Genomic DNA, 23,261 nt, shown 5'->3' with positions numbered 1-23,261 from the left:
CCTTTCGTGGGGGCGCGCAGCGTGAGGGCTCACGCCGCGGCCTCGGCGGGGGTGTGGCGCAGATCGTGCAGCACCCGCAGGCAGCGGCGGGTGAGCAGGAGAGCCGCGGCTCCCTCGGTGAAGGCGTAGCCGAGTGCGGCACCGATCGGGCCCCAGGCGATGCCGAGGCCGATCATGAGGGGGATTCCGGCCGCCGTGGCGACGAGGGTGGCGCGCATGACGGCGGAGGCCTGTCCCGCCGGGAAGAGCACGAGGCGGGCGACGGCCGTGCGGACGGAGAAGAAGAAGAACACCAGGCCCATGACGAAGAGGATGTCGAAGGGGGCCGGGGCGGCGGGGAGGTAAGCCTGGGTGAGCCAGGGACCGACCAGGGCCAGACCCGCCCATCCGAGCAGGCCGGTGGCGGCGGAGAGCCCGATGGCCAGACGCATCCGACGGCCGCGGTGGGGCCCGTGGGCCTCACCGACCCATGCCTGGAGTGCGTTGGCGAGAGTCATCGGGATGAACTGCCCCAGCTTGAGCATCTTGTCGGCCGTCGCGTAGCCGCTGGCCGCCGCGGGGAGCGAGGTGACGTTGACGACGGGGGCGGGCACGCTCGAGTACCCGCTGAGGCCCGCGTCGTTCAACGCGACCGCGAGATTCGTGCGGAGGAGTCTCGGCAGATCCCGTGGGCGCGGCCACGGTCCCGGATGCCGCCGCAGCAACCGCAGCGTGAAGATCGAGGTACCCACGAGCGTGACGAGGATTCCTGCGAGGGGATAGAGCACGACGACCCCCGTCGTCAGGACGAGTCCGGCCGCGGCGAGGTTCGCCAAAAGACGCGGAGCGGCATCGAAGACGACGATCGTGCGGGGGTCTCCCACCCCGGCGCAGAACCAGGTGAACGACAGGGCGATGAGAGCGCCCTGCATCCCCATCAGGATGGTGAGCCACTCCGAACCGGGAGACGCGACGAACCAGCAGATGACGGCGAGCGCGGGGAGAGCGAGGATCGAGATCGACAGACGTACGGCGATCGACTCGCGGTAGAGGCGCGCGCGTTCGTCGTCATCGGCGGCGATGGAGATGAGAGCCGGACCGACGGTAGCCCATCCCCAGCCGATCGCGATGGCGGCGAAGGTTCCGATCGACTCGCCTGCGATCGCGCTCGCCCACCCCGCCTGGCCGGCGATCGCGGTGATCGCGGGGAGGGCGATGAGGGGCGAGAGGGCCGCGATCGCGGGGATGAGGAGGAACCCGAGCAGGCGCCGCTTCATCGAGGGTGCGGCCGTCATCGTCGTGCCCCCCGGCGAACGGCATCGAGCACTCCCGCGGTCGCCTCGGCCGCGGCGTCCCAGGTGAAGCGCGACGCCCACCGCTGGGCCTCGGACCGCGCGGCGTCGTCGGCGGGAGTCCGCAACGCCGCCGTGATCGCGGCGCCGAAGGCGTTGGCATCCGTCGCATCGGCGTAGTGAGCGGCGTCACCGCCGACCTCCCGCAGGACGGGGACATCGTGGGCGAGGACGGGAACGCGCCGACGCAGCGCGTCGACGACGGGGAGGCCGAAGCCCTCGACGAGGGAAGGGCAGACGTACAGCGCGGCAGACTGGTAGAGCGCCTCGAGCTGCTCGTCGCTGACCCAGCCGGGCAGGATCACGTCGCGCTCGAGGCCGAGACGTGTCACCTCACCGGCGAGCGGGTCGGGCAGGCGGCTCCCGGCGACGACGGTCACGGGACGCTCGGCGGGGGCGATCGTGGCGAGGGCGGCGAGCAGTCCCGGAAAGTTCTTGTGCGGCATGCGGTTGCCGACGCTCAGGACGAGAGGTCGCCCGGCGGGCAGCGCGAGGGAGGACAGGATGCCGCGGGGGTCCGCCACGGGACGCGGTTCCGCGCTGCCGTTGTGCACCACCGACACCCTCCCGGCGGGAACGCCGAGGAAACGTCCGATACTGTCGGCGGCCGCGTGCGACACGGTGATCACGTGGTCGGCGGTCTGTGCCGAACGCCGCATGAGAGTCGAGGTCACGGCACGTTGCGCCCGCTGGGCGAGACCGCCGGGCACTTCGTCGTAGATCGCGTCGTGCACGGTGACCACGCGCGGGACGCCGCGGAGGACCGGGCCGAAGTTCGCCGGCGCCCACACCAGATCGGCGTGTCCCCGCCGCGCGAGCAGGTCGGTCGCCACGACCGCGCCCAGAGCCCACGTCGCCGGATCGGACCCTACCCACCGCACCGTCTGCACGTGGCCGGGGAAGAACGCCGAGACGCGGTCGGCACCGTCGCGACCGGTCAGCGCGGCGAAGCGCGTGTCGGGGAGGAGGGCAGCGATGCGGGGGAGCAGTTCGCGGACGTAGGTCTCGGTGCCCCCGCGCGAGCCGGTGAACCCGAGCAGATCGACGAGGACGCGGCGGTGGGCCATCAGCTCTCGATGACGGCTTCGGGGCGCTGCTCGCGCCGGGGCGTGGTCAGTACGCCCGAGAAGAAGCTCATCATCGCCGTCTGGAAGCCGAGGATGATCAACAACGCACTGGGCACGGCGATGCGCACGGCCTGTGCGGCGTTCTGCGCACCGAAGTCGAGGCTGCCCCACAGGGCGACCTGCACGATGCCGATGATGATGCCGAGGAAGAACAGTCCCACACCGATCAGCAGGCCGCGCTCGGCCGACCACTTCGCCACGATGCGCCGGTATCTCTCGCTCGTCGGCAGGAATCCCTCTTGCGTGGCGTAGAGCTTGGTCAGCCAGAAGAACAACAGGGACTGGAACCCGATCACGCACAGGGCACTGGCGTAGACCATGGTCGTGACGTCGAAGCCGACGCCGCCGATGCGGACACCGCCGAACGCCAGCACGCCGACGGCGATGGCGCCGAAGAAGAATGCCACCAGGCCGGGGTAGACGAACAGCCAGCGGGGAGCGAACAGCAGGAGGAAGCGCAGGTGACGCCAGCCGTCATGCCAGCTGCGCAGGTGCGGCGGGCGTGAGCGACCGTCCTTCTTGAGGGTCGTGGGGACCTCTTCGATGCGGAAGCGGGCGAGAGATGCCCGCACGACCATCTCGGAGGCGAACTCCATGCCGGTGGTCTGCAGGTCGAGCTCGCGGATGCGGGCGCGGTTGAAGCCGCGCAGGCCACAGTGGAAGTCGCGGATGCCGGGCTTGAAGAACAGCTCGCCGATGAACGACAGCACCGGGTTTCCGAGGTACTTGTGCAGCGGGGGCATGGCGCCCGGCTCGATGCCGCCGCGGAAGCGGTTGCCCATGACCAGATCTGCTCCGGCCCGCAGGCGCTCGACGAAGGGCTCGAGGTTCTCGAAGTCGTAGCTGTCGTCGGCGTCGGCCATGATGATGTACCGACCGTGGGCCGTCTCGATGCCGTTGATGAGCGCGGCGCCGTAGCCGCGACGCGGGGCGTGCGAGACGCGGGCGCCGAGCCCCTCGGCGAGGGCCTGCGAGCCATCGGTGCTGCCGTTGTCGGAGATGAGGATCTCGCCCCGGATGCCGCTGCGCTCGAGGAAGCCCTGCGCCTTGCGGATGCAGACTTCGAGCGTCTCGACCTCGTTGAGGCACGGCATGAGGATCGTCAGCTCGACGTCGGACGGTGCGGGAGTGGTCACGGGGTGTCTTCTTTCGTCTTCACCGCGGCGGGGCTCGGCAGCGACAGCGCCGAGATGATGCCGTCCACGGTGCGGCGGATGGTGCGAGTGCCGACGGCGGTGTCGTACCAGGCGCGCGCTGTGCGCCGCAGGTCGTCACCGCCCTCGGCGATGTCCCGGATGGCCCGGGCGAGATCGGCGGGGCGGGTGGTGGGGGAGACGACGCCGTTGACGCCGTCGTCGATGAGTTCGGTTGCGGCGTTGCCCTCGTCGGCGACGAGCACCACCGGAGTGCCGTGGGCATTCGCCTCGACGACGACGAGGCCGTACCCCTCGCGGCGTGACGGGTTGGCCAGGGCGAGGGCTCCGTGCAGCAGCGTGTCGAGTTCGGCATCCGAGACGAAGCCCGGGAAGTCTGTCCACTCCTCGCCGCCGACGCGTCGCACCTCGGCGCGCACGGCCTCGGAGCTGGGCCCGGTGCCGAGCACGACCAGGCGGAGGTCGGGCAGGCTCTTGCGCGCCGCCGCGACGGCGGCCGGGAGAACCTCGACGCGCTTGTCGGGGATGTGCCGGCCGACGTAGAGCACGTACGGCGGAGCCGCGGCCGCCGAGGGGGGAGCCACCTCGACGGCACCGTCGATGAGCCCGGGGCTGACGAGGGGCGCGCCACGCAGCCCCTCGCGCCGCAGACGCGTGGCCGAAAGCTGCGAGTGGCAGGTGGCCAGCGGGGTGACCGCGATGGCCGCGCGCTGCAGGACCCAGGCGATCGTTCCGGTGACGACGCCCGAGTACTCGACCCACTGTCGGCGGTGCCACACCTCGAGGTAGTCGACCGCCAGGCGCGTGCCCGATCCGAGCAGTGCCAGGCGGGCGGCGAAGACGTTGAAGATCGGCAGACCGCTGACGACGACGGCCGCGTACCGACGGCGCCGGCGCACCAGCGCGCCGAACAGCCCCGCCGCGTAGCGCAGGGCCGCAGGGATACGGCGCACACCGTCGTCGGAATACAGCGACAGGCGCCCGGTCACCGGCACGATACGGAAGTGGTCTTCCGGCGGGGTCGCGGCATCCCACTGCACGGCGGTCAGATAGTCGACGTCGAGACCCGAGCGTCCCAGTTCGTCGGCGAAAGCGCGGTACTGCCGCTCACCACCGCCGGTGGAGTACGGGAACAGGCAGTCGTACGCGACCGCCACGGTCGAAGCGCGCGACACCTCAGCACCCCTCGATGCGGAACAACTTGGCGGCCGGGCCCTGCGAATCCACGAGCACGAGGTGCGTGCCGGGAGTGAGGTCCTGGATGCCGCTGTAGGCCGCGGCGCCCGCGGGATCGATGACGTCCTGCGTGCCGAAGTCGAGCACGTAGTCGACGCCGAGCTGATCGACGGTGCGGCACACGGCCGGGTCGGAGTCGATGTCGCGAAGATGCGCGTTGAGGAAGAGCACCTCGGCGGAGGGGTTTCCGAAGACGTGCTTCTGGGTCACCTGGCGGTCTGCGAAGGCGAGCGCGAGGGAGGTACCCGTCCGGGGGCTCCCGGCGATGAGCGCGTCGGGGGGTGTCTCCTCGTCGAGACGCTCGAGCAGCGCCTCTTCGTCGGACGACAGGATGAGGGAGCTGTCGGTATAGGCGTAGGCCTCGTGCACCTGGGCGAGCGCGATTCGGACGTTGGGACCGATCGCCACCGAGAACACGGCGGCGATACCGACCACCACCGCGCCGACGCGGAGCCACCCGGGAACACGTCGTTCGCCAACAGTCGCTCGGACGAGATCGACGATGGCCAGCGCGCCGAGGGTGGCGACGGGGATGGCCACCAGCGGCAGCAGCGCGGCGAGCCGGTTCGAGTCGTTGTACCAGGGGTTGGTGAGCAGCTGACGCAGGGGGCTGTCGATGCGCAGGCCCGAGGCCACGGCGAACAGCGCCACCGCGACGGCGAAGGGCGCGAGGACCGTGAGCAGGCGGGGGCGGCGCGCGACGGCGGCGAAGCCCGCGATCAGCAGCAGAGAGGCGACCACGGTTGGAGTGAACCCGCGCGGTGCGGCGAACAGCCCTTCGCCGAGGGACTGCGACAGTTGCTGCCACGGTGCCCAGCCCGAGTGCTCGGCCCCGGTGCGGAAGACCGCGACGGTACCCGCCAACGCCACGGCGAAGGCGACCACGGCGATCCCGAGCCCGAGGACGGATCCGCGCGTGCGTTCGGTGACCGCGCGCACGGCGAACGCGGTGATGACGACGGCGGCGGCGAAGAACAGCAGGCTGAGGAACGCGTTGGGGTGGCCGAGAAAGGTTCCCCCGGCCAGCAGGGCGACCAGCAGAGCCGAGCGCACCAGGGCGGGGGCACCGCGCTCGGGCAGCATCGTCACGATGACCGCGAGGGCCGCGGGGAGCATGGCGTACCCGACGAGGTTCGGGTACAGCACGCCCCAGTTGAAGAACAGGGCGGGGAAGGCCCCGAACCCCGTCGACAGCGCAGCGGACACGACGTAGGCGGTGCGGCGCTGGGCGAAGAAGGCCCCGGCGAGAGCCATCACCGACGCGGGCCAGAGGATCGACACGATCGCCAGGTTCGACCCGTTCACCGCGACGGGGACGCTCGCGCCCGTCAACTCGGCGCCGAGGGTGGTGAGGGCGTGCCAGGCGTTCGGATAGAAGCCGATGTCGGAGGTGGACCCGATCTGGAACGGCGAAGCGCTGCCGTTCTGCAGGCCCAGGGCGATCGCGTTCAGGTGGACGATGTTGTCGAAGCGCTGCGCGATGTTGCCGGGAGCACCGAAGGCGCGGGCGAACATGACGGCGCTGACGAGGGCCGTCGCCACCAGCGACAGGAGCGCGACCAGTCCCGTTCGGCGCCCGGCGGGCGCGGTGTCGACCCCGGCGACGCGACGCAGGACGAGTGCGATGCCCATGACCAGGAGCGTGACCAGGGCGAGGGGGATCAGGTTCCACCGCAGACCCACGAGGGGGGCGACGGATGCCGCGGCGGCGGCGATCGTGACCGAGATCGCAGGAGCGAGCAGCAGCCGTTGGGGGCTTCGCCAGCCCCAGCCGACGGCGACCACGGCGACGCCGGGGATGATCAGAACGGCAGCGACGGCAAGGTACGCCGGAATCGCGCTGACCCAGTCACCCATGCAATTCCGTCTCCGTCCGCGGCCGTTACGACACGCCATCGTATCGGACGGTCTCTGCGGGGCCGCTGAGCGCGGCCGCGGGGGCACGGATGCGTCCCGGGTAGTATCGACCGGACGTCTCCCGCGGGGTCGTGCCCCCACTCTCGACACGAAAGACGCAGCATTTCATGGACCTTCTCATCGTCGGCTCCGGCTTCTTCGGCCTCACCATCGCCGAGCGCGCCGCCGCCGCGGGCCGCAAGGTCACGGTCATCGATCGTCGTCATCACATCGGCGGCAACGCCTATTCGGCGGACGAGCCCGAGACGGGCATCGAGGTGCATCAGTACGGCGCGCATCTCTTCCACACCTCCAACCCGACGGTGTGGGAGTACGTCAACCGCTTCACGCGGTTCACGAATTACGTGCATCGCGTCTACACGACGCACAAGAACGTGGTCTTCCCCCTGCCGATCAACCTCGGCACGATCAATCAGTTCTTCCAGGCGGCGTACACGCCCGATCAGGCGCGCGCGCTCGTGCACGAGCTCGCCGGGGAGTTCGATGCGAAGGATGCCGCGAACCTCGAGGAACGCGGGATCGCGCTGATCGGTCGTCCCCTGTACGAGGCGTTCATCCGCGACTACACCGCGAAGCAGTGGCAGACCGATCCGAAGGATCTGCCCGCGGAGGTCATCTCGCGGCTGCCCGTTCGCTACACCTACGACAACCGCTATTTCAACGACACGTGGGAGGGGCTGCCCGTCGACGGCTACACCGCGTGGCTGGAGCGGATGGCTGATCACCCGAACATCGACGTCAAGCTCTCGACCGACTACTTCGACGAGTCGCAGCCGCTGAACAAGAAGGCGACCGTCGGCCAGGTGCCGGTGGTCTACACCGGACCGGTGGACCGCTACTTCGACTACGCCGAGGGCGAGCTGTCGTGGCGCACGCTCGACTTCGAGCAGGAGGTTCTGCCGATCGGCGACTTCCAGGGCACCAGCGTGATGAACTACGCCGACGCGGATGTGCCGTACACGCGCATCCACGAGTTCAAGCACTTCCACCCCGAGCGCGCCGACCGGTACCCGACCGACAAGACGGTCGTCGTGCGCGAGTACTCGCGCTTCGCCACGCGCGCCGACGAGCCCTACTACCCGGTCAACACCGCCGACGACCGCGCCGGTCTGCTCGCCTACCGCGAGCTGACCAAGGGAGAGCGCGACGTGCACTTCGGCGGCCGCCTCGGCACTTACCAGTACCTCGACATGCACATGGCCATCGGTTCCGCTCTGTCGATGTGGAACAACCAGCTCGCGTGATGTCCCCGTGCATCTGACCCTCGGGTCGCCCACCCGCTCTGTGCCCGCGCACCGGGGGACGGAGGGGCGCTGGGCGTATCGTCGCGACGTCGACGGGCTGCGCGCCGTCGCCATCTTGCTGGTCGTGTCGTACCACGTCTGGTTCGGCCGGGTCTCGGGCGGCGTCGACGTCTTCCTCATGCTCTCGGCGTTCTTCCTCACCCGTGGGTTCGTCCGTCGCATGGCGGGCCCCGCCCCGGTGCGCCCGGTCCGTCACCTGCTCGGTGTGTTCCGTCGCTTGCTGCCGGCCGCTGCCGTGACCCTGGTCGGCATCCTGGCCGTGGTGTGGGCGGTCTATCCCGAGACGATGTACCGCTCGATCGCCGAGCAGGCGTGGGCGTCTCTCGGCTACGTGCAGAATTGGCTCCTGGCCGCAGACGCGGTGGACTACTACGCGCGCACCGACGTGCCGAGTCCGCTGCAGCACTTCTGGTCGATGTCGGTGCAGGGTCAGGCCTTCGTGCTGTGGGTGATCCTCTTGTGGGTCTGCCAGATCGCGGTCCGCCGTCGCGGGTGGTCCCCCGATCGCGTGGTGGGCGTGGTCTTCGGCGCGGTCTTCGCGATCTCGTTCGTATATTCGGTCGTCCGCACGGCGTCGGCGCAACAGCTGGCGTACTTCGATACCGGGGCGCGGCTGTGGGAGTTCGCCGCCGGGTCTTTGCTGGTCGTGGCGCTGCCCCGTGTCCGGCTCGGCGCGGTCGCCCGCGTCGTCGTCGGGTGGGCGGGCCTGGTCGGACTCCTCGTGCTGGGTGCCGTACTCGACGTCCAGGGCGGGTTCCCGGGGTTCCTCGCGCTGTGGCCGGTGCTGTGCGCGGCGGCCATCGTGGTGGCGGGATCGGGTGAGACCGGGCGGTTCTCACTGGCGAGGGTGCTCTCTGCGCGCCCGCTGCAGGCCGTGGGGCGGGATGCGTATGCGTTGTACCTCGTGCACTGGCCGATCCTCGTGACCTTCCTCGTCGTGAACGGCCGGACCGAGGTGGGGCTGGTGGGAGGGGCGGGGATCATCGTGCTGTCGCTCCTGCTCGCGCGGCTGTTGACCTGGGCCGTCGACCGTCCCGTGCGTGCCTGGCGGAGGACCGACACCTCCTCCCTGGTGCCGGTGACGGTTCTCGCGGTCGCCGCCGCCGTCGTGGCCGTTCCCGTCGGAGCCTGGCAGGCGTCGACGTGGCTGCAGGAGCGCGCGATCGAGGAGCGGGCGCTACAGGCCAATCCCGGGGCCGCTGTGCTGCGCGATCCTTCGTTGTCAAAACCTCCGGCAGACGCCCCGCTGCTGCCGCTTCCGACCCTGATCGACGACGAGTGGGTCCACCTGGACCGCGAGTGCTCGGGGGAGTGGGCGAACGACGTCGAGATGCTGCGCGGGACCTGCTCCGAGACCACCGGCACCCCGCGGGCCCGCCACACCATCGCCGTGATCGGCGACTCGCACGCGCAGCAGATCACGAGCGCCCTGCTCCCGGTCGCCGAGGCCAACGGGTGGGGAGTGGTCTTCCTCATCAAGGGGGGCTGCTCGATGGGTCTCGACGAGCCGGGTATGGACGAGCGCTGCGACGGGTGGCGCGAGGCGGCCATCGAGCTCGTCGAACGAGTGCGACCCGATGCGGCGCTGACGGTCGTGACGCGCTCGGATGCCGGGGAGGACGACGAGCGTCTGCGCCCGGGAATCGAACGCTTCCTCGACCGGATGGACGGCGCGGGGGTGCCGGTGCTGGGCGTCCGCGACAACCCGCGTTTCGCCTTCAACATGTACGACTGCGTGGTCGGGTCCGACGATCCGCTCGACTGCGCGGTTCCGCGGTCGGCATCGCTCGCCGATCGGAACCCCGCCGACGACCTCGACCGCCCGGGTCTGCACCTCGTCGACCTCACGCCGTGGATCTGCCCCGACGACCTCTGCGTCGGCGAGATCGGGAACGTCGCGGTCTACCGCGACGACAACCACCTCAGCCGCCTCTATGCGCGTACGCTCAGTCCGTCCCTGGCCGAGCAGCTTCCGGCCACGATCGGCTGAGCCGCGGACGCACAGGCGTCCCGCGTCGCGTCAGCGCGGACGACTCAGCCGACCGGCTGCGACTGCTCCAGCGGCGGCATCGGCTTCCACGAGGAGTCGCGCAGGATGCGTCGGCCGTCGCGGAGCCCACGGAACAGGTGGCTCGTGCCGGTGATCTTTCGTTCGACCACGACGAGGCGGATGAGTTCCTTCACGAAGGTGAGCGTCGTCCCGAGCGTGAAGGGCAGGGTGCGGTAGACGCCGAGCGCGCGGTAGTACTTCTGCAGGTAGGCGCGATTGCGCATGATGTAGTACCGGTACGCGTCGCTCGACGCGTTCATGTGCCGGATGCCCATGTCCCACTGCTTGATCTCGCGCGTACGGCGCAGCACGAACTCGTTGACGATCACCGAGGGCGTGTGGCGAGAAGCGAGCCAACCGTACAACTGGTCGTCCCAGTAGATGAAGAAGCGGGGATCGGGCAGGCCGATCTTCGCCACGATGTCGCGGTGGATGAACATGCCCTCGAAGCAGCCCGAGTTCATCGGCTTGAAGCCGGACTCGTCGAAGGCGGCGGGGGCGAAGGGGATCGGGATCGCCATCGACTCGGCCACCCGGTACTGCCAGTAGAACTCGCTGCCGTCGTAGTCGTAGCGACGACCCTGGATGCTGCGGAAGCGCGGCGTCCAGTGCCCCATACGAGCGAGCCCGTCCGTCACGACTTCGACGTCGTCGTCCATCAGCCAGATCCATTCGGATCCGAGCTCGTAGGCCGTGCGCATCCCCTCGCTGAACCCGCCCGAGCCGCCGGTGTTGGTCTCGAGCCGCCGGTAGACCAGCTCGGTGGACAGGCGATCGCGGAACGAGTCGACCACCGCGGTGGTGTCGTCGGTCGAGGCGTTGTCGATCACGACGAGGTGACCGGGCGCCGGGTCCATGCGTTCGATGCTCTCGAGGAGCCGCGTCAGCAGGTGCGTGCGGTTGTAGGTGACGACGACGATGGTCGCGGTCTTCGGGTCGAACGGGGCCGTGGTCACGGACGCTCCTCGAAGGTCGCGCGCCAGTTGGCCTCGGAGACGAGCTCGGGCAGGGCGCTGCGGTACTGACGGGACAGGCGGGGCCATTCGCGCTGGAGCCGTCGGTGCAGCTTCCAGCTGTCGACGAGCATGCGACGGAACATCGCGCGATCGCGCGTGTAGATGTTCTTGCCGGAGCCGTCGGCGGCGCTCACGAGGGCGCTGTCGTAGAGCGGGACGCGCCACCAGTGAGCGTCGCCCTTGCCGAATTCGACCTCGGGCTGGCTGATGTTCTCGGGCCTGGGCGTGTGGAACCAGTGCGACACGAGGGTGCGCGCGGTGAAGGTGCGCAGGGCCAGACCCGTGGGGCTGTCGAACTCGTGCTTCTTCAGGCGCTTGAACACCTGGCGCCCGTGACGCGAGCGCAGGGGCACGCCCGAATCTTTGTGCACGACGGTCTCGGCGTGTTTCTTCGCGACCGTGCGAGCGTCGGGCATGGCCGTGGCGAGATTCGCGCGCATGTGGTCCGGCCCGGAGAGCACGTCGCGCAAGGCGCGGTGGCGCAGCTCGACCGGGTAGTACTGCATCATCATGAGGTGCTTGAGGTCGACGCGTCGGCTGTGCCGGATGAGCGTCCCGCCCTGCGGCGAACGCGAGTGCAGAAGCGCGGCGACGATGCGATTGCGGGCGTGGAAGTACGCCTGCCAGTCGATCGAGTCGTCCTTGCCCAGCCACGAGACGTGCCAGAGCGCGACACCGGGCATGGAGACCGTGGGGTAGCCGGCATCCCGAGCCCGAACGCAGAACTCGGCGTCGTCCCACTTGATGAAGGCGGGGAGGGAGAGGCCGATCTCGCGCAGGATGCTGGTGGGGATGAGGCACATCCACCATCCGTTGTAGTCGGCGTCGAGGCGCATGTGCAGCAGCGGGCTCTGGCGCAGATTGGCGACGCTGAAGTCGTGGGGGAGGCGCTCCTGGAACAGGGCCCGCCACATGAAGGGGGCATCGTCGACGACCTCGGCCCAGGCGTGGAGCTTCGGGCGGTCGAGGAGGTCGAACATATGGGCGCCGACGATCGTCGGCACCGAGGCGTACCGGCCGAACACCACCGAGCGGCGGATCGACTCCGGCTCGATCCGCACGTCGTCGTCGAGCAGCTGCACGAAGTCGCTGCCCTCCCGGGCGAGGGTCTCGACCATGGCGCGGGCGAAGCCGCCCGAACCGCCCAGATTGGGCTGGCGCAGCACCTGGAGGGTGTCGCCGAGGCGCTCGGCGACCGCCGGGTAGGCCTCTTGCGCCTCGACAAGATCGGTGCCCTGGTCGATGATGAACACCCGGTCGACGACGTCGAGCACGTCGGGGGCGTCGGCGAGGGCCTCGAGCGTCGAGACGCAGTAGTCGGGCTTGTTGTAGGTCGTGACGCCGATGCTGGCCTTGCCGCCGCGGACGGGCTCCTGCTCCGTTGTCCACTCGGCGCCCTCGAACATCGCGTCCGCCTGGTCGGCGGCCACGTCGAACCAGATCCACCCGCCGTCGCTGTACTGATCGAGCACGAGGTCGAACGAGGTCGCGACGGCGTCGCCGCGCACCTCGCGCGTCTCGATGCGCTGCTTCGTGCCGCCGCCGTTCGAGCGGTACACGAGCACCGTGGCATCCCCCGAGGTGTGCACGGTCAGGCGCACGTGGCGCACGGCCGTCCAGTGCTGCCAGTACGAGGCGGGGAAGGCGTTGAAGTAGGTGCCGAAAGAGACGCGTCGGCCGGCGACGATGCGGGCGCGGTGGCGATCGAGGATGTTGCCGAGCTGGGCGACGTTGGTGACCCGCACCGGCTCCTCGTCGATGGTCGACCACGTCTCGGGGTCGACGTACAACGGAAGGAGGTCGGGGTCGCGGTCGAGCGGCAGCACGGCGTTCTGCAGGGTGTACGTCACGAAGAGATCTTTCGGTCGAGGAGCCGCGGCCGCGGACGGCCAGCGGGCAGTCTACCGGGCGCACGTACCGCGACCCTGAGCGTTCGACGCCCCGGTGCGCGGCTCAGAGCGCGGGGCGCGGCAGTTCTCCCCGCTCGATCGAGATGCTCTGTTCGCTCGGGCCGACCCCCACCAGCGGGGTCTGCTTGATCTTCGCGCCGAAAAGGATCACGAACATCCATCCCCACAGCAGCAGGGGGCCCGAGTCTGTCAGACCCTGCACCACGAGCAGCGCGCCGACGAGGGTCGGCAGCAGGGTGAGCGGGGAGTGCGGTCGATCGTCGCGCAGATCCCAGCGCGGGCGGTCGATCGCGAAGAACCACGAGCGCCACAGGTACGCGAGGTACACGAGCGCCAGCAGCGCCACCCCCACACCGCCGAGCTGAAGGTAGGCGTCGAGCCACATGCCGTGCGCTTGCGTCACCGGCTGCCCGTGGTCGGCGATCCAGCCGCCGATGAGCGGTTCCGAGGTGATCCACGGCGTCGAGAACCCCCACCCGATGATCGGATGCTGATCCGCCCGGGCCAGCACGTCGGCCCAGATCCCCTCGCGTCCGGTGAGGTCGGCACCCCGGCCCAGCACGCCGAAGATCGTGTCGCGCCCGAACCACAGCGCCGCACCGCCGCCCAGGCCGATCGCCGCGTAGAGGAGGTACCAGCGCGTGCGCTCGCCGGGACGGCTCGCGGTGCGCATGACCAGCACGGTGCCGAGCACGAGCGCGACGAAGACCGCGGCGATCGCCCCCGTGATCGACTGCGCGCGCACGAAGAGGAAGCCGGCGACGACGATCCACACGACCAGCAGCGCACGGCGCGGCGCGCCGACCGCGAGGCGGACGCCGAACACGATGACGGCGACGAGCATCACCGCGGCCAGGAGGTCGGCGTCGCCGAAGATGCCCTGGATCCGGCCGCCCGTGAACAGGGCACCTCGAGACCAGGGAACCTGCCCCGGTTCGGTCGCGACGACGAATCCCGGCAGCAGCGGTCCTCGCACGATGACGGACACCGCGAGCTCGAAGACCAGCGACAATCCGACGACCCATTTGGCCGCCGACGCGATCGCGCGCACGACGTCTCTCCAAGTGAGCACCGCCCCGACGAACAGCGCCTGGAACGTCGTGATCCACAGGAGAAGCAGAGTCAGGACGGATGCCGCGGGCCAGGCGCTCCACAGCACCGACGCCGTCGCCCAGACGAGGTATCCCGCGGCGATCCACGGCAGGCGCCGGACGGGGACGGGCGGGCGCACGACGAGCCATACGACGGCGGACACGACGGTGGAGGCCGCGACGACGACCGCGGTGACGGTCGGACCGACCGCATTCAGCAGACCCACCCCGCCGAGGCCCAGGATGAGGAGCAGCACGCACCAGGCCCGCAGCAGCAGATGCCCGGTGGTCTCGCGCGCGGGCGCCGTCGGCAGCGCCGACACGGGGTGATTCGTGTGCATCGCCATGGTGTGTTCAGGGTAGCGGTCGGCATCCGTCGTCGTCGGGTGCGCGCATTAGGCTGACGCCGTGCTGATCGCCATCTCGAACACCCCCCGCGACTACGCCTGGGGCAGCCCCACCCTCATCGCCGATCTCGAGGGCCGCGAGCCCACGGGAGCCCCCGAGGCCGAGGTGTGGTTCGGCGACCACCCGGGTTCGCCGGCCGAGGTGCACGACGGATCCGACCGCACGCTCGACGAGTGGTTGCCCGCCGCCGCGGCAGAGCAGGGCGTTCCCGAGAAGCTGCCCTATCTTCTGAAGCTGCTCGCGGCCGGAGCGCCGCTGTCGATCCAGGTGCACCCCTCGAAGGAGCAGGCGGGCGAGGGCTTCGCGCGCGAAGAGAAGGCGGGCGTCCCGCGCGACGCGGGCGAGCGCAATTACAAGGACGACAATCACAAGCCCGAGGTGATCGTCGCCCTCAGCGACACGTTCACCGCGCTCGCGGGACTGCGCGACCTGGAACGCACGCGCACCCTCGTCGACGCCCTCGGCGACGCCCCCGCCGTGCGGGCGCTGCGTGACCGCCTCTCGGGCGACGACGCTCTGCGCTCGGCGATCGGCTGGCTGCTCGGCGGGGCGGAGCGAGCCGAGATCGAAGAGATCGTGGATGCCGCGGCCTCGGCCGAGGCGCCGCAGTTCGCCGCCGAGCTGGCCCTGACGCGGTCGCTGCACTCCGCCTATCCGGCCGATCCGGGAATCGTGGTCGCGCTGCTGATGAACCTCGTCGAGTTGCGGCGCGGGGAGGCGATCTTCGTGCCCGCGGGCGTGCTGCACGCCTATGTCGCCGGCCTCGGGGTCGAGATCATGGCCGCGAGCGACAACGTCCTGCGCGGCGGCCTGACGCCCAAGCACATCGACGTCGAGGAACTGCTGGGTCTCGTCGATTTCCGTCCGGCTGAGCCGCCGTTCCTGCGCCCGGTCGCCGCGGGAGAGAACGCCGAGATCTTCGCGCCGGGGATCATCGACTTCGCCCTCGGCCACCTCGAGGCGGGCGCGCCGGGGCGAGTGGACCTGCGCGGCGTCGCGATCGCGCTCGGGGTGGCGGGCGAGACCGTGCTCACCGGGTCGTCGGGCGCGCGTATCACCGTGCGGCCGGGCCAGGCGGCCCTCGTCACCCCCGACGAGTCGCCGCTGGCGAGCGACGGTGGGGGCGAGGTCTTCGTCGCCATGCCCGGCGCCTGAGGTCCGCGACACGCCGGGGCGGCGGGTAAAGGTTCACCTCGCCCTTGAGGGTTTACGATCCGCGACTTGACTCAGCGGAATGACACGGGTGTAATTATGACGGCGCGGAACCGCGTCATGGGGGCTCGAGCGAGGCGGAGGACGATATGGCGACATCGCAGTACCGGTCCGGTGTCCCGGAGAATTGGTTCGTCGATCCGGTGGATCTCGGTGTTCCCGGAGTCCGTCGCGACATCGACTCCACCGAAGAGAACACCCTCGCCTGGCAGACCGACGCTCTGTGCTCGCAGACCGATCCCGAGGCCTTCTTCCCCGAGAAGGGCGGATCGACGCGGGATGCCAAGCGCATCTGCACCTCGTGCGATGTGAAGTCCGAGTGCCTCGAGTACGCGCTCCAGAACGACGAGCGCTTCGGCATCTGGGGCGGCCTGAGCGAGCGCGAGCGTCGCAAGCTCAAGCGTCGCGCCTGACCTCGTCATCCGCGGTCCGTCCGTCTGAGCGATCCGTTCGCCGACGGCGCGGCGTCCGTGATCGCGAGAGAGCGCACTTAGGCTGATCCGCGTCATGCCCGACCGTGTTCACGCCATCCTCGTCGTGCGTCCCGAAGGACGCACTCCTGCAGCGAACCATCTGGAGCGCACGCTGGCGGCTCTCGCCGCGCAGACGCGCCCCGTGGATGCGCTCACCATCGTGCTGTGCGGCGCCGACGCCGGGCTGAGGAATCTCGCCGCGTCCTCGGGTGCCGAGGGCGTCATCACGGCACCGGCCAGCACCTCGTTCGCCGCGGCCACGGCGCTCGCCACGCCCCGTCTGACCGGCGACGCCGTGTGGTTGCTCGCGCAGGACACCGCCCCCGACCCCGACGCCCTCGTGCGTCTCGCGGGCGCCCTCGAGCTCTCTCCGCCCCTCGTCGTCGCGGCCCCCAAGCTCGTGGCGTGGGACGACCGCGACGCGATCCTCTCGCTGGGCGTGAGCATGAACCGCTACGGCGGCACGGTCGAGCTCGCGGCCGGCGAACTCGACCAGGGACAACGCGACGGGGATGCCGACGTGCTCGGCGCCGACGTGCGGGGCCTGCTCGTGCGCCGCGACGCGTGGACCGCCCTCGGAGGCCTCGATCCCGCCCTCGGCGGCGCCGACGAGGGACTCGACCTCGGCGTGCGCGCGCGCCTGGCGGGTCACCTCGTCTCGCTCGTGCCCTCCGCCCGTGTCGCCGTCGCCGGAGACGGCGTGGCCGCCATGGCTCGCGGTCGTCGCCGTGCGCGCCGCCGCGCCTTCGCGACACGCACGGCGCAGCTGCACCGCCGACTCGTCTACGCGCCCGCCCCCGCGGTCGCCCTGCACTGGCTCTCGCTGCTGCCGCTGGCCCTGTGGCGCACGGTCCTGCACCTGGTCGCGAAAGTTCCCTACCGGGTGCTGCCCGAATGGGGAGCGACGCTGCTGGTGATGGCTCGGCCGGCCGCCGTCGCCCGTGCTCGCGGCCGCATCCGCTCTTCCCGGAGGGTGGGGTGGTCGCGCCTGTCGCCCCTGCGGGTGTCGCGTGCCGAGATGCGCCTGCGGTGGGAGAGCGACGTCGCCGACCCCGATGCCCCGGTGCGCTCGGAGCTGCGCTTCTTCGTCGGCGGCGGAGCCTGGGCGGTGCTCGGGGCCCTCGCTGTCTCGGCCGCGCTCTTCGCCCCGCTGCTGGCGTGGCCCGTCCTCGGCGGAGGCGCCCTGGCGCCGCTACGACAGAACGTGGCCCAGCTCTGGCAGGACGCCGCCTGGGGTGCACGCCCCCTCGGGCTGGATGTCGTCGGGCCGGCGGATCCGTTCTCGGCGCTCGTCGCGGTGATCGGCTCCCTGTCGCCGGGGGAGCCCTCGCGCGCGTTCGTGGTGCTCTGGGTGCTCGCCCTGCCGCTCGCCGTCCTTGGCGGGTGGTTCGCGGCGACCCGCGTGACGGAGTCATCGATGCTGCGCATCGTCGCCGGTTTCGCCTGGGCTCTCGCCCCGACCTTCCTCGCGGCTCTCGTCGAGGGTCGACCCGCGGGTGTGCTGGTGCACCTGCTCCTGCCGTGGCTGTTCTACGCCGCGAGCGTCGCCCACCGGTCGTGGGCGCCGGCGGGAGCGGCATCCCTCCTCCTCGCCGCCGTCCTCGCGTCGGCTCCCTCTCTGGCTCCCGCCGTCGTGGTGCTGTGGTCGGCAGCGCTGGTGGTCGTCGCCCTGGTGGCCGGTCGCGGAGTCGCCCGGGTCGTCTGGCTCCTCGTCCCCTCCATCGTCGTGTTCGCCCCGCTCGTGTGGACGCAGGTGCGCGCGGGCAACCCCTGGGGCCTTCTCGCCGACCCCGGCGTCGCCTACGCGGGCGCCGAGGCCTCCGCGACGCCGCTCGGGCGCGCGCTGCTCGCCGCGGGATTCCCCACGTCCGACCCGGGCGGCTGGGCGAGCCTGACCGGGGGACCGGTTTGGTGGGTCGGGCTGCTCGTCGCGCCCCTCGCCGTCCTGGCCGTGCTGGCGGTCCTCACCCCGCGGTGGATCACGGCATCCGCCCTCATCGTCCTCACGGTGGTGGGACTGGCCACCGCCTTCGCCGCGGTGGGCATCGCCGTGTCGTTCGACCACTCGATCCCCGTGCCGCTCTGGCCGGGAGCGGGCCTGAGTCTCGCGTGGATCGGCCTCGTCGGCGCGGCCGTCATCGCCCTCGACGCCGGGATCCCCGCGCGCGTCCACGTCCTCCGACCGGTCGGTGCGCTAATCGCTCTCGCGGCCCTCGCGGTCTCGGTCGCCCCCGCTCTCACCGCCCAGACGACCGGGACCGACAGCGGTCGCTCGGTGCTGACGAACGGTCCCGTCTCGACCCTCCCGGCGTTCGTCGCCGCCGAGGGGCGAGGATCGCTCGGCATCGGCACGATCGTCCTCGACCCCCGCGCCGACGGTCTGCGGGTTCAGGTCGTCTGGGGCGGCAGCGCCACCCTCTCGGGTCAGAGCACCGTCGAGGCCACGCGCACCTCGGCCGACGAGGACGACGTCGAGCTCGCGGCCCTCGCGGCGGATCTCGTGACCCCGTCGGCCGACGACGTGGTCTCGCGACTCGCCGAACGCGGCATCTCGTTCGTGCTGCTCGAATCGGCCCCGGCCGGCGAGGACGACGTGATCCGCGGAACGCGGCTGGGAGCCGCCACGTCGCTGGACCAGCGCGACCTGCTCGACCCCGTGGGAGCCACCTCGCGCGGCGACCTCTGGCGCGTGAACACCGCGGTCACCCCGCGCCCGCCCCTCGACGACCACCGGCTCGGACTGCAGCGCCTGGTCGCCGCCGGATCCCTCGCCGTCGTGCTGATCGCCCTCCTGCTCGCCGTACCGACCGCCGCATCGCGGCGGGTCGCCCGCCGCACGCCGCGCATCGTCGGCCCGAACCCGGGAGGAACCCGATGAGCGAGCGTCGCTTCGTCCGGGTCGCCGCCACGAGCGCCCGCGTCATCGCGGGTGCGGCCGTGGCCACGGCCGCCGTCGTCGGCACGGTCGTCGGGATCGCGGCCCCCTGGCCGCAGTACTCCGCGACCCCCGTGCGCGTGCAGGCCACCCCGGCCCCCGGCGACACCCTCCTCGCGTGCGACGGGCCCCTGCTGGCCCTCGGGCGCAGTGCCGATTCCGCGAGCTCCCTGAGCGCGGCGGCGGCGCAGCAGGTCGTCAGCGGCCCCGCAGGCTCGAACGCGACGACAACCGCCCTGACCGGGGCAACGGCCGATTCCTCCGGCGACGCCGAGGCTCTGCGCGCGTCTCCCCGCGACCGCGCTCAGACTCCTCTCGCGGCCGCCGGGTCGGCCACGGCTGCTGCGAGCGATCTCATCGGATTCGCGGCGTCCGCCTGTCGCCCCCCGCTCGCGGAGTCGTGGCTGGTCGGGGGTGCCTCCACGACGGGATCGAACGACCTCGTCGTGCTGGCCAACCCCGGCGACGTTCCGGCAACCGTCCAACTGTCGGTCTACGGGGCGCAGGGCGTCTCGACCCCGGCGAGCGGTCAGAACCTCGTGGTTCCCGCGGGTGGTCGTCGCGTCGTCCCCCTCGCGGGATTGCTGCTGGGAGAAGAGAGCCCGGTCGTGCGCGTCGTCTCATCGGGTGCCCCGGTCCACGCCTCGCTCCAGGCCACGCTGACGCGTCTGCTGCTTCCCGGTGGCGCCGATCAGGTCGCACCGCTCGCCCAGGCCGACACTCGGCTGGTCATGCCGGGCGTGCAGGTGCTCGCCACCGGCGCCGGTCAGGCGGGCACGGTTCTCCGGCTGCTCTCGCCGGGCTCCGACGCCACCGCGACGGTGACGCTGGTTCCGAACGACCCCGCCGTCGCCGCTCCCGCCCCCACTGACATCCCCCTGACCACGGGCCTTCCGACCTCTCTCAACCTGTCGGGTCTCGCCGTCGGCGCCTACACGGTCGATGTCACCGCCACGGCGCCCATCGTGGGGGCGACGTGGTCGACGACCGGTTTCGGGGAGGGGTCGGACTTCGCCTGGTACGTCCCGGCGCCCGAGATCTCGGCCCCGAGCACGGTCGCCGTCGCCGCGGGGGTGGGAGCGAACCTCGTGATCGCCGGCGCCGAGAGCGACACGACCGTCACGCTCACCCCGTCCGACGGAGGCGCGCCCGTCACCACGGCCGTGGCCGCCGGCGCCAGCGTGGCCGTGCCGGTCGCCGCGGGCGTCTACCGCCTCGAATCGGGTTCCCCGGTCCGGGCGGCGGTCTCGTATGCGGGGACGGGGGCCCTGGCCTCCTACCCTCTGTGGCCGGCGGATGCCGCCGCGTCGGCGCTCACGATCCTGCCCTAGCGAACCGCTCGCCCGGCGCGGGTCAGAAGAAGCGGAACCGTTCGGGACCGAGGTCCCACGGGTCGCGATCGAGGTATTCGGCCGCGGCGCGGAAGACCGCACCCTCGATCATCATGCGGCGGTGCAGGTCGTCGTCGAGGTGGGGGTGGCCCAGGCGTTCGATGGGCACCCGGTACAGGATGATGCGCTTCTCTTCGCGCAGGACCGTCCACCGCGGGATGCCGTCGGCAGCCGCGGGCGGCATGATCCCGATCTCGAACGACACCTCGCGCAAGTCGGTCCACGCCGAGCGCAGGAACTCGGCTGCGGCCCCGACGGCGATGTCGAAGCGCTCGACACGCGTGTCGATCGGGGGCAGCGGGGGGCGCACGACGGGGCTGCGGTTCTCGCGGCCGTGGCGACCGTGTCGCGAGGGGCGGGCCACCGGCCGCGCTTCCCGGGATCGGCGACGCATCATGCGCCCATCCTACGTTCGAGGGGCCGGCTCGGTCGTGCCGTGCATTGAGGCGGACCGTGGGTCCCCTGCGGCGGCGGGGCGCGGCATCCCGGATCCGGCGGCGCGGCGTCGAAGCGGTGTCGGAGGGGCTGGCTAGGCTGGCCCGCGATGCGCGACAGACTCTGCTCGAAGGTGGGATGCGCCCGCGAGGCGATGAGCACCCTCACTTACGACTACGGCGACCAGATGGCGGCCCTCGGCCCCCTCGGCCCCGCGGGCGACCCGCACGCGCACGACCTCTGCGCGATCCACGCCGACCGCCTGTCGGTGCCCAAGGGCTGGGTCGTCGTGCGACACGAGACGCTTCGCACCTGACGCGCGGCGCTCCCGCTCGGGGCGCTCAGGCGCGCTCGGTCAGGGCAGCGGCGCGCTCGTTCTCGAGCAGCAGCGCGCGGTACTCGCGATCCCGGCGCACCGACGAGACAGCGCGGACGAGTCCTTCGTCGTCGGACGGCGGGATCGGCGACACGAAGGGGCGGACCGCCTCGGCGAGGGATGCCGCGACCCGGGCGCGCGCGGCGGGCTCGAGGGCGTCGGCCCCGCGCACGAACTGCGCGACGCGAGCGGCGAGGCGGTCGGGCAGTCGCGAGACGTCGGCGATCTCTGCCCACGACTCCCAGCCGGGCGGCAGGCCCGGTGCCGGGGGCGGAAGGCGGCGGGTGCGGGTGCGCTCGCTGGCGGTGCCGGCGAGCAGGTCGCCCAGCCGCTGAGCGCGCGGGGTGAACATGCCGACGACCGCCGCGATCGCGCCGAGGGTGAACCACACCTCGAGCACCCCGGTGAGGGATCGGATGAGGGCCTGGCGGAACCCTGCGGCCCCGCCGTCGGTGCGCACGATCCGCGCGCCCACGGCGAGGCGCCCGAGGCTCCGCCCGCGCGAGAGGGTTTCGACGGTGGTGGGGATCACGACGGTCACGAGCACGAGCAGCGAGATCACGCCGATGCGGATCGCGGCCTCGGGCAGGGTTCCGGCCGCGACCATCGTCGTCAGCAGCAGCGCTCCGCCGATCAGGAGCACGGCGCCGATCAGGAAGTCGATGAACGCTCCGAGGGCGCGCAGGAAGAAGCCGACGGGTTGCACGTCGAGGGCGACGGCCTCTCCGGTGAGCGTCTCGTCCGCGTCCGTGTGCACGAGGGCGACCGCGGGGGAGGGGGTCGTCGACGAAGCCATGCGTACAGTTGACCACATGGACCTCGATGCCCTCACGGCCGCCCGCCGCGACGAGTGGGCGCGGCTCGATGAACTGGGCCGACGCAAACGTCTCAGTGGTCCCGACGTCGACGAGCTGGTCACCCGTTATCGCGCCGCCTCGGCCGATCTCGCCGACATCAAGACCTCCGCCGGGCGCACTCCCGAGGGCGACCACGTCTCGATCCTGCTCGCGCGCACGCGCCTGCGCCTGACGGGCGTCCGTGACAACGTCCTGAAGCAGGTGCCGCGCTTCTTCGTGCTGCAGCTGCCGGCCGCCCTCTACCGCGTGCGCTGGAGCACCCTCGCCGTCACGGTCGGTTTCCTCGTGGTCTCGAGCCTCGTCGCCCTGTGGATCTCGGGCGATCCCGCGGCCGTCGCGGCCCTGGGCGAGAAGAGTCAGCTGCAGAACTACGCCGACGAGCAGTTCGTGAACTACTACCGCGAGAATCCGAATGCGATCTTCGCCGGGTCCGTCTGGACGAACAACGCCTGGATCGCGGCGCAGTGCGTGCTGTTCGGCGTGACGGGCCTGTGGCCGCTCGCCGTCATGATGCAGAACGCCATCGGGGTGGGAACCTCCGCGGCGATCATGTTCTCGTTCGACCGCGGCGACCTGTTCTTCCAGTTCATCCTCCCGCACGGTCTGCTCGAGCTCACCGCGATCTTCGTCGCGGGCGCGGCGGGACTGCAGATCTTCTGGGCCTGGGTCGCTCCCGGGCGGCGCTCCCGGGCGGCGGCGCTCGCCGCGGCGGGGCGATCGCTTGCGACGGTGGCCGTGGGGCTGGTCTTCGCCCTCGCGCTCTCGGGACTCGTCGAGGGGTTCGTGACCCCGCGCGAGTGGCCGTGGCAGATCAAGATCGCCATCGGAGCGCTCGCTCTCGGCGTCTTCCTCTTCTACATGCTCTGGGTCGGTCGCCGCGCGGCGCGCGCGGGTGAGACCGGTGACCTCACCGAATACGAGGCCGGGACTCCTACGCTGACGGCGGGATGACGGCATCCGGATGCCGAGACCGTCTCGGACGGCTGCGGACGACGTTTCCGATCGTTCTCCGGCGTGTCATTTTTGATTAAGTCAAAA

18 protein-coding genes are annotated in these 23,261 nt (G+C 71.2%); 8 read left to right on the top strand and 10 right to left on the bottom strand.

Features of this window, described 5'->3' with window-relative positions; genetic code table 11:
- Positions 1-29 precede the first annotated feature (29 nt).
- The 5 genes from DEU35_RS02475 to DEU35_RS16965 are packed head-to-tail and all read right to left on the bottom strand — an operon-like array spanning position 30 to position 6,705.
- Positions 30-1,274, bottom strand: coding sequence for a lipopolysaccharide biosynthesis protein (locus DEU35_RS02475; protein WP_116238509.1), 1,245 nt, complete (start codon positions 1,272-1,274; stop codon positions 30-32).
- Complete coding sequence (locus tag DEU35_RS02470; protein WP_116238508.1) at positions 1,271-2,398, bottom strand: glycosyltransferase family 1 protein; 1,128 nt, start codon at positions 2,396-2,398, stop codon at positions 1,271-1,273. The genes DEU35_RS02475 and DEU35_RS02470 overlap by 4 nt, the downstream gene beginning before the upstream one ends.
- Complete coding sequence (locus tag DEU35_RS02465) at positions 2,398-3,594, bottom strand: glycosyltransferase family 2 protein (protein WP_116238507.1); 1,197 nt, start codon at positions 3,592-3,594, stop codon at positions 2,398-2,400. The genes DEU35_RS02470 and DEU35_RS02465 overlap by 1 nt, the downstream gene beginning before the upstream one ends.
- A complete protein-coding gene (locus DEU35_RS02460) occupies positions 3,591-4,787 on the bottom strand; it encodes a glycosyltransferase family 4 protein (protein WP_181904549.1) in 1,197 nt (398 codons plus the stop codon). Before DEU35_RS02460 ends, DEU35_RS02465 begins: the two co-directional genes overlap by 4 nt.
- 1 nt (position 4,788) lies before the next feature.
- A complete protein-coding gene (locus DEU35_RS16965; protein WP_181904547.1) occupies positions 4,789-6,705 on the bottom strand; it encodes a DUF6541 family protein in 1,917 nt (638 codons plus the stop codon).
- A 167-nt stretch (positions 6,706-6,872) separates the two neighbouring features.
- On the opposite strand from DEU35_RS16965, the gene glf reads away from it, so the two are divergent.
- Together glf and DEU35_RS02450 are read left to right on the top strand one after the other, a co-directional pair.
- Positions 6,873-8,009: a UDP-galactopyranose mutase gene (gene glf, locus DEU35_RS02455; RefSeq protein ID WP_103206496.1), complete on the top strand. Its 1,137-nt coding sequence runs from the start codon at positions 6,873-6,875 to the stop codon at positions 8,007-8,009.
- A 7-nt stretch (positions 8,010-8,016) separates the two neighbouring features.
- Complete coding sequence (locus DEU35_RS02450) at positions 8,017-10,059, top strand: acyltransferase family protein (protein ID WP_116238505.1); 2,043 nt, start codon at positions 8,017-8,019, stop codon at positions 10,057-10,059.
- Between the two features lie 44 nt (positions 10,060-10,103).
- Here the strand turns inward: DEU35_RS02450 and DEU35_RS02445 are convergent, their stop codons facing one another.
- The 3 genes from DEU35_RS02445 to DEU35_RS02435 all read right to left on the bottom strand — a co-directional run bounded on the left by DEU35_RS02445 (position 10,104) and on the right by DEU35_RS02435 (position 14,483).
- On the bottom strand, positions 10,104-11,075 hold the full coding sequence (locus DEU35_RS02445) for a glycosyltransferase family 2 protein (RefSeq protein WP_116238504.1): 972 nt from the start codon (positions 11,073-11,075) through the stop codon (positions 10,104-10,106).
- Positions 11,072-12,985: a glycosyltransferase gene (locus tag DEU35_RS02440; RefSeq protein WP_103206493.1), complete on the bottom strand. Its 1,914-nt coding sequence runs from the start codon at positions 12,983-12,985 to the stop codon at positions 11,072-11,074. Before DEU35_RS02440 ends, DEU35_RS02445 begins: the two co-directional genes overlap by 4 nt.
- Before the next feature lie 103 nt (positions 12,986-13,088).
- The gene (locus tag DEU35_RS02435; RefSeq protein ID WP_116238503.1) at positions 13,089-14,483 is read right to left on the bottom strand and encodes an O-antigen ligase; all 1,395 of its coding nucleotides are present in this window, start codon (positions 14,481-14,483) and stop codon (positions 13,089-13,091) included.
- A gap of 61 nt (positions 14,484-14,544) precedes the next feature.
- Between DEU35_RS02435 and manA the strand changes: the two genes are divergently transcribed.
- The 4 genes from manA to DEU35_RS02415 all read left to right on the top strand — a co-directional run bounded on the left by manA (position 14,545) and on the right by DEU35_RS02415 (position 20,495).
- The gene (manA, locus tag DEU35_RS02430; protein WP_116238502.1) at positions 14,545-15,699 is read left to right on the top strand and encodes a mannose-6-phosphate isomerase, class I; all 1,155 of its coding nucleotides are present in this window, start codon (positions 14,545-14,547) and stop codon (positions 15,697-15,699) included.
- Positions 15,700-15,845: 146 nt separating this feature from the next.
- Complete coding sequence (locus DEU35_RS02425) at positions 15,846-16,169, top strand: WhiB family transcriptional regulator (RefSeq protein ID WP_074694106.1); 324 nt, start codon at positions 15,846-15,848, stop codon at positions 16,167-16,169.
- 94 nt (positions 16,170-16,263) lie between these two features.
- Positions 16,264-19,107, top strand: a complete 2,844-nt coding sequence (locus DEU35_RS02420) for a glycosyltransferase (RefSeq protein WP_116238501.1) — start codon at positions 16,264-16,266, stop codon at positions 19,105-19,107.
- Entirely contained in the window at positions 19,104-20,495 is a 1,392-nt protein-coding gene (locus DEU35_RS02415; RefSeq protein ID WP_116238500.1) for a DUF5719 family protein, read from the top strand. The genes DEU35_RS02420 and DEU35_RS02415 overlap by 4 nt, the downstream gene beginning before the upstream one ends.
- A gap of 22 nt (positions 20,496-20,517) precedes the next feature.
- Here DEU35_RS02415 and DEU35_RS02410 read toward each other — a convergent pair whose 3' ends face one another.
- Complete coding sequence (locus DEU35_RS02410; protein WP_258027855.1) at positions 20,518-20,952, bottom strand: hypothetical protein; 435 nt, start codon at positions 20,950-20,952, stop codon at positions 20,518-20,520.
- 147 nt (positions 20,953-21,099) lie between these two features.
- On the opposite strand from DEU35_RS02410, the gene DEU35_RS02405 reads away from it, so the two are divergent.
- Positions 21,100-21,306: a DUF3499 family protein gene (locus tag DEU35_RS02405; protein ID WP_103206488.1), complete on the top strand. Its 207-nt coding sequence runs from the start codon at positions 21,100-21,102 to the stop codon at positions 21,304-21,306.
- Positions 21,307-21,331: 25 nt separating this feature from the next.
- On the opposite strand, the gene DEU35_RS02400 is transcribed toward DEU35_RS02405, so the two are convergent.
- A complete protein-coding gene (locus tag DEU35_RS02400; RefSeq protein ID WP_103206487.1) occupies positions 21,332-22,162 on the bottom strand; it encodes an RDD family protein in 831 nt (276 codons plus the stop codon).
- Between the two features lie 16 nt (positions 22,163-22,178).
- Here DEU35_RS02400 and DEU35_RS02395 point away from each other — a divergent pair, with 16 nt between their 5' ends.
- A complete protein-coding gene (locus DEU35_RS02395) occupies positions 22,179-23,174 on the top strand; it encodes a stage II sporulation protein M (protein WP_116238499.1) in 996 nt (331 codons plus the stop codon).
- Positions 23,175-23,261: the final 87 nt, after the last annotated feature.

This window comes from Microbacterium sp. AG157 (assembly GCF_003385695.1).
Lineage (GTDB): Bacteria > Actinomycetota > Actinomycetes > Actinomycetales > Microbacteriaceae > Microbacterium > Microbacterium testaceum.
The sequence above is the reverse complement of the archived record's forward strand: the minus strand, read 5'-3'. Positions and strand labels throughout refer to the sequence as shown.

Coding starts and splice junctions, on each gene's coding strand:
- DEU35_RS02475 (WP_116238509.1), bottom strand. CDS start 1,274: ATGACGGCCGCACCCTCGATGAAGCGGCGCCTGCTCGGGTTCCTCCTC.
- DEU35_RS02470 (WP_116238508.1), bottom strand. CDS start 2,398: ATGGCCCACCGCCGCGTCCTCGTCGATCTGCTCGGGTTCACCGGCTCG.
- DEU35_RS16965 (WP_181904547.1), bottom strand. CDS start 6,705: ATGGGTGACTGGGTCAGCGCGATTCCGGCGTACCTTGCCGTCGCTGCC.
- glf (WP_103206496.1), top strand. CDS start 6,873: ATGGACCTTCTCATCGTCGGCTCCGGCTTCTTCGGCCTCACCATCGCC.
- DEU35_RS02435 (WP_116238503.1), bottom strand. CDS start 14,483: ATGGCGATGCACACGAATCACCCCGTGTCGGCGCTGCCGACGGCGCCC.
- DEU35_RS02425 (WP_074694106.1), top strand. CDS start 15,846: ATGGCGACATCGCAGTACCGGTCCGGTGTCCCGGAGAATTGGTTCGTC.
- DEU35_RS02420 (WP_116238501.1), top strand. CDS start 16,264: ATGCCCGACCGTGTTCACGCCATCCTCGTCGTGCGTCCCGAAGGACGC.
- DEU35_RS02415 (WP_116238500.1), top strand. CDS start 19,104: ATGAGCGAGCGTCGCTTCGTCCGGGTCGCCGCCACGAGCGCCCGCGTC.
- DEU35_RS02410 (WP_258027855.1), bottom strand. CDS start 20,952: ATGATGCGTCGCCGATCCCGGGAAGCGCGGCCGGTGGCCCGCCCCTCG.
- DEU35_RS02405 (WP_103206488.1), top strand. CDS start 21,100: ATGCGCGACAGACTCTGCTCGAAGGTGGGATGCGCCCGCGAGGCGATG.
- DEU35_RS02400 (WP_103206487.1), bottom strand. CDS start 22,162: ATGGCTTCGTCGACGACCCCCTCCCCCGCGGTCGCCCTCGTGCACACG.
- DEU35_RS02395 (WP_116238499.1), top strand. CDS start 22,179: ATGGACCTCGATGCCCTCACGGCCGCCCGCCGCGACGAGTGGGCGCGG.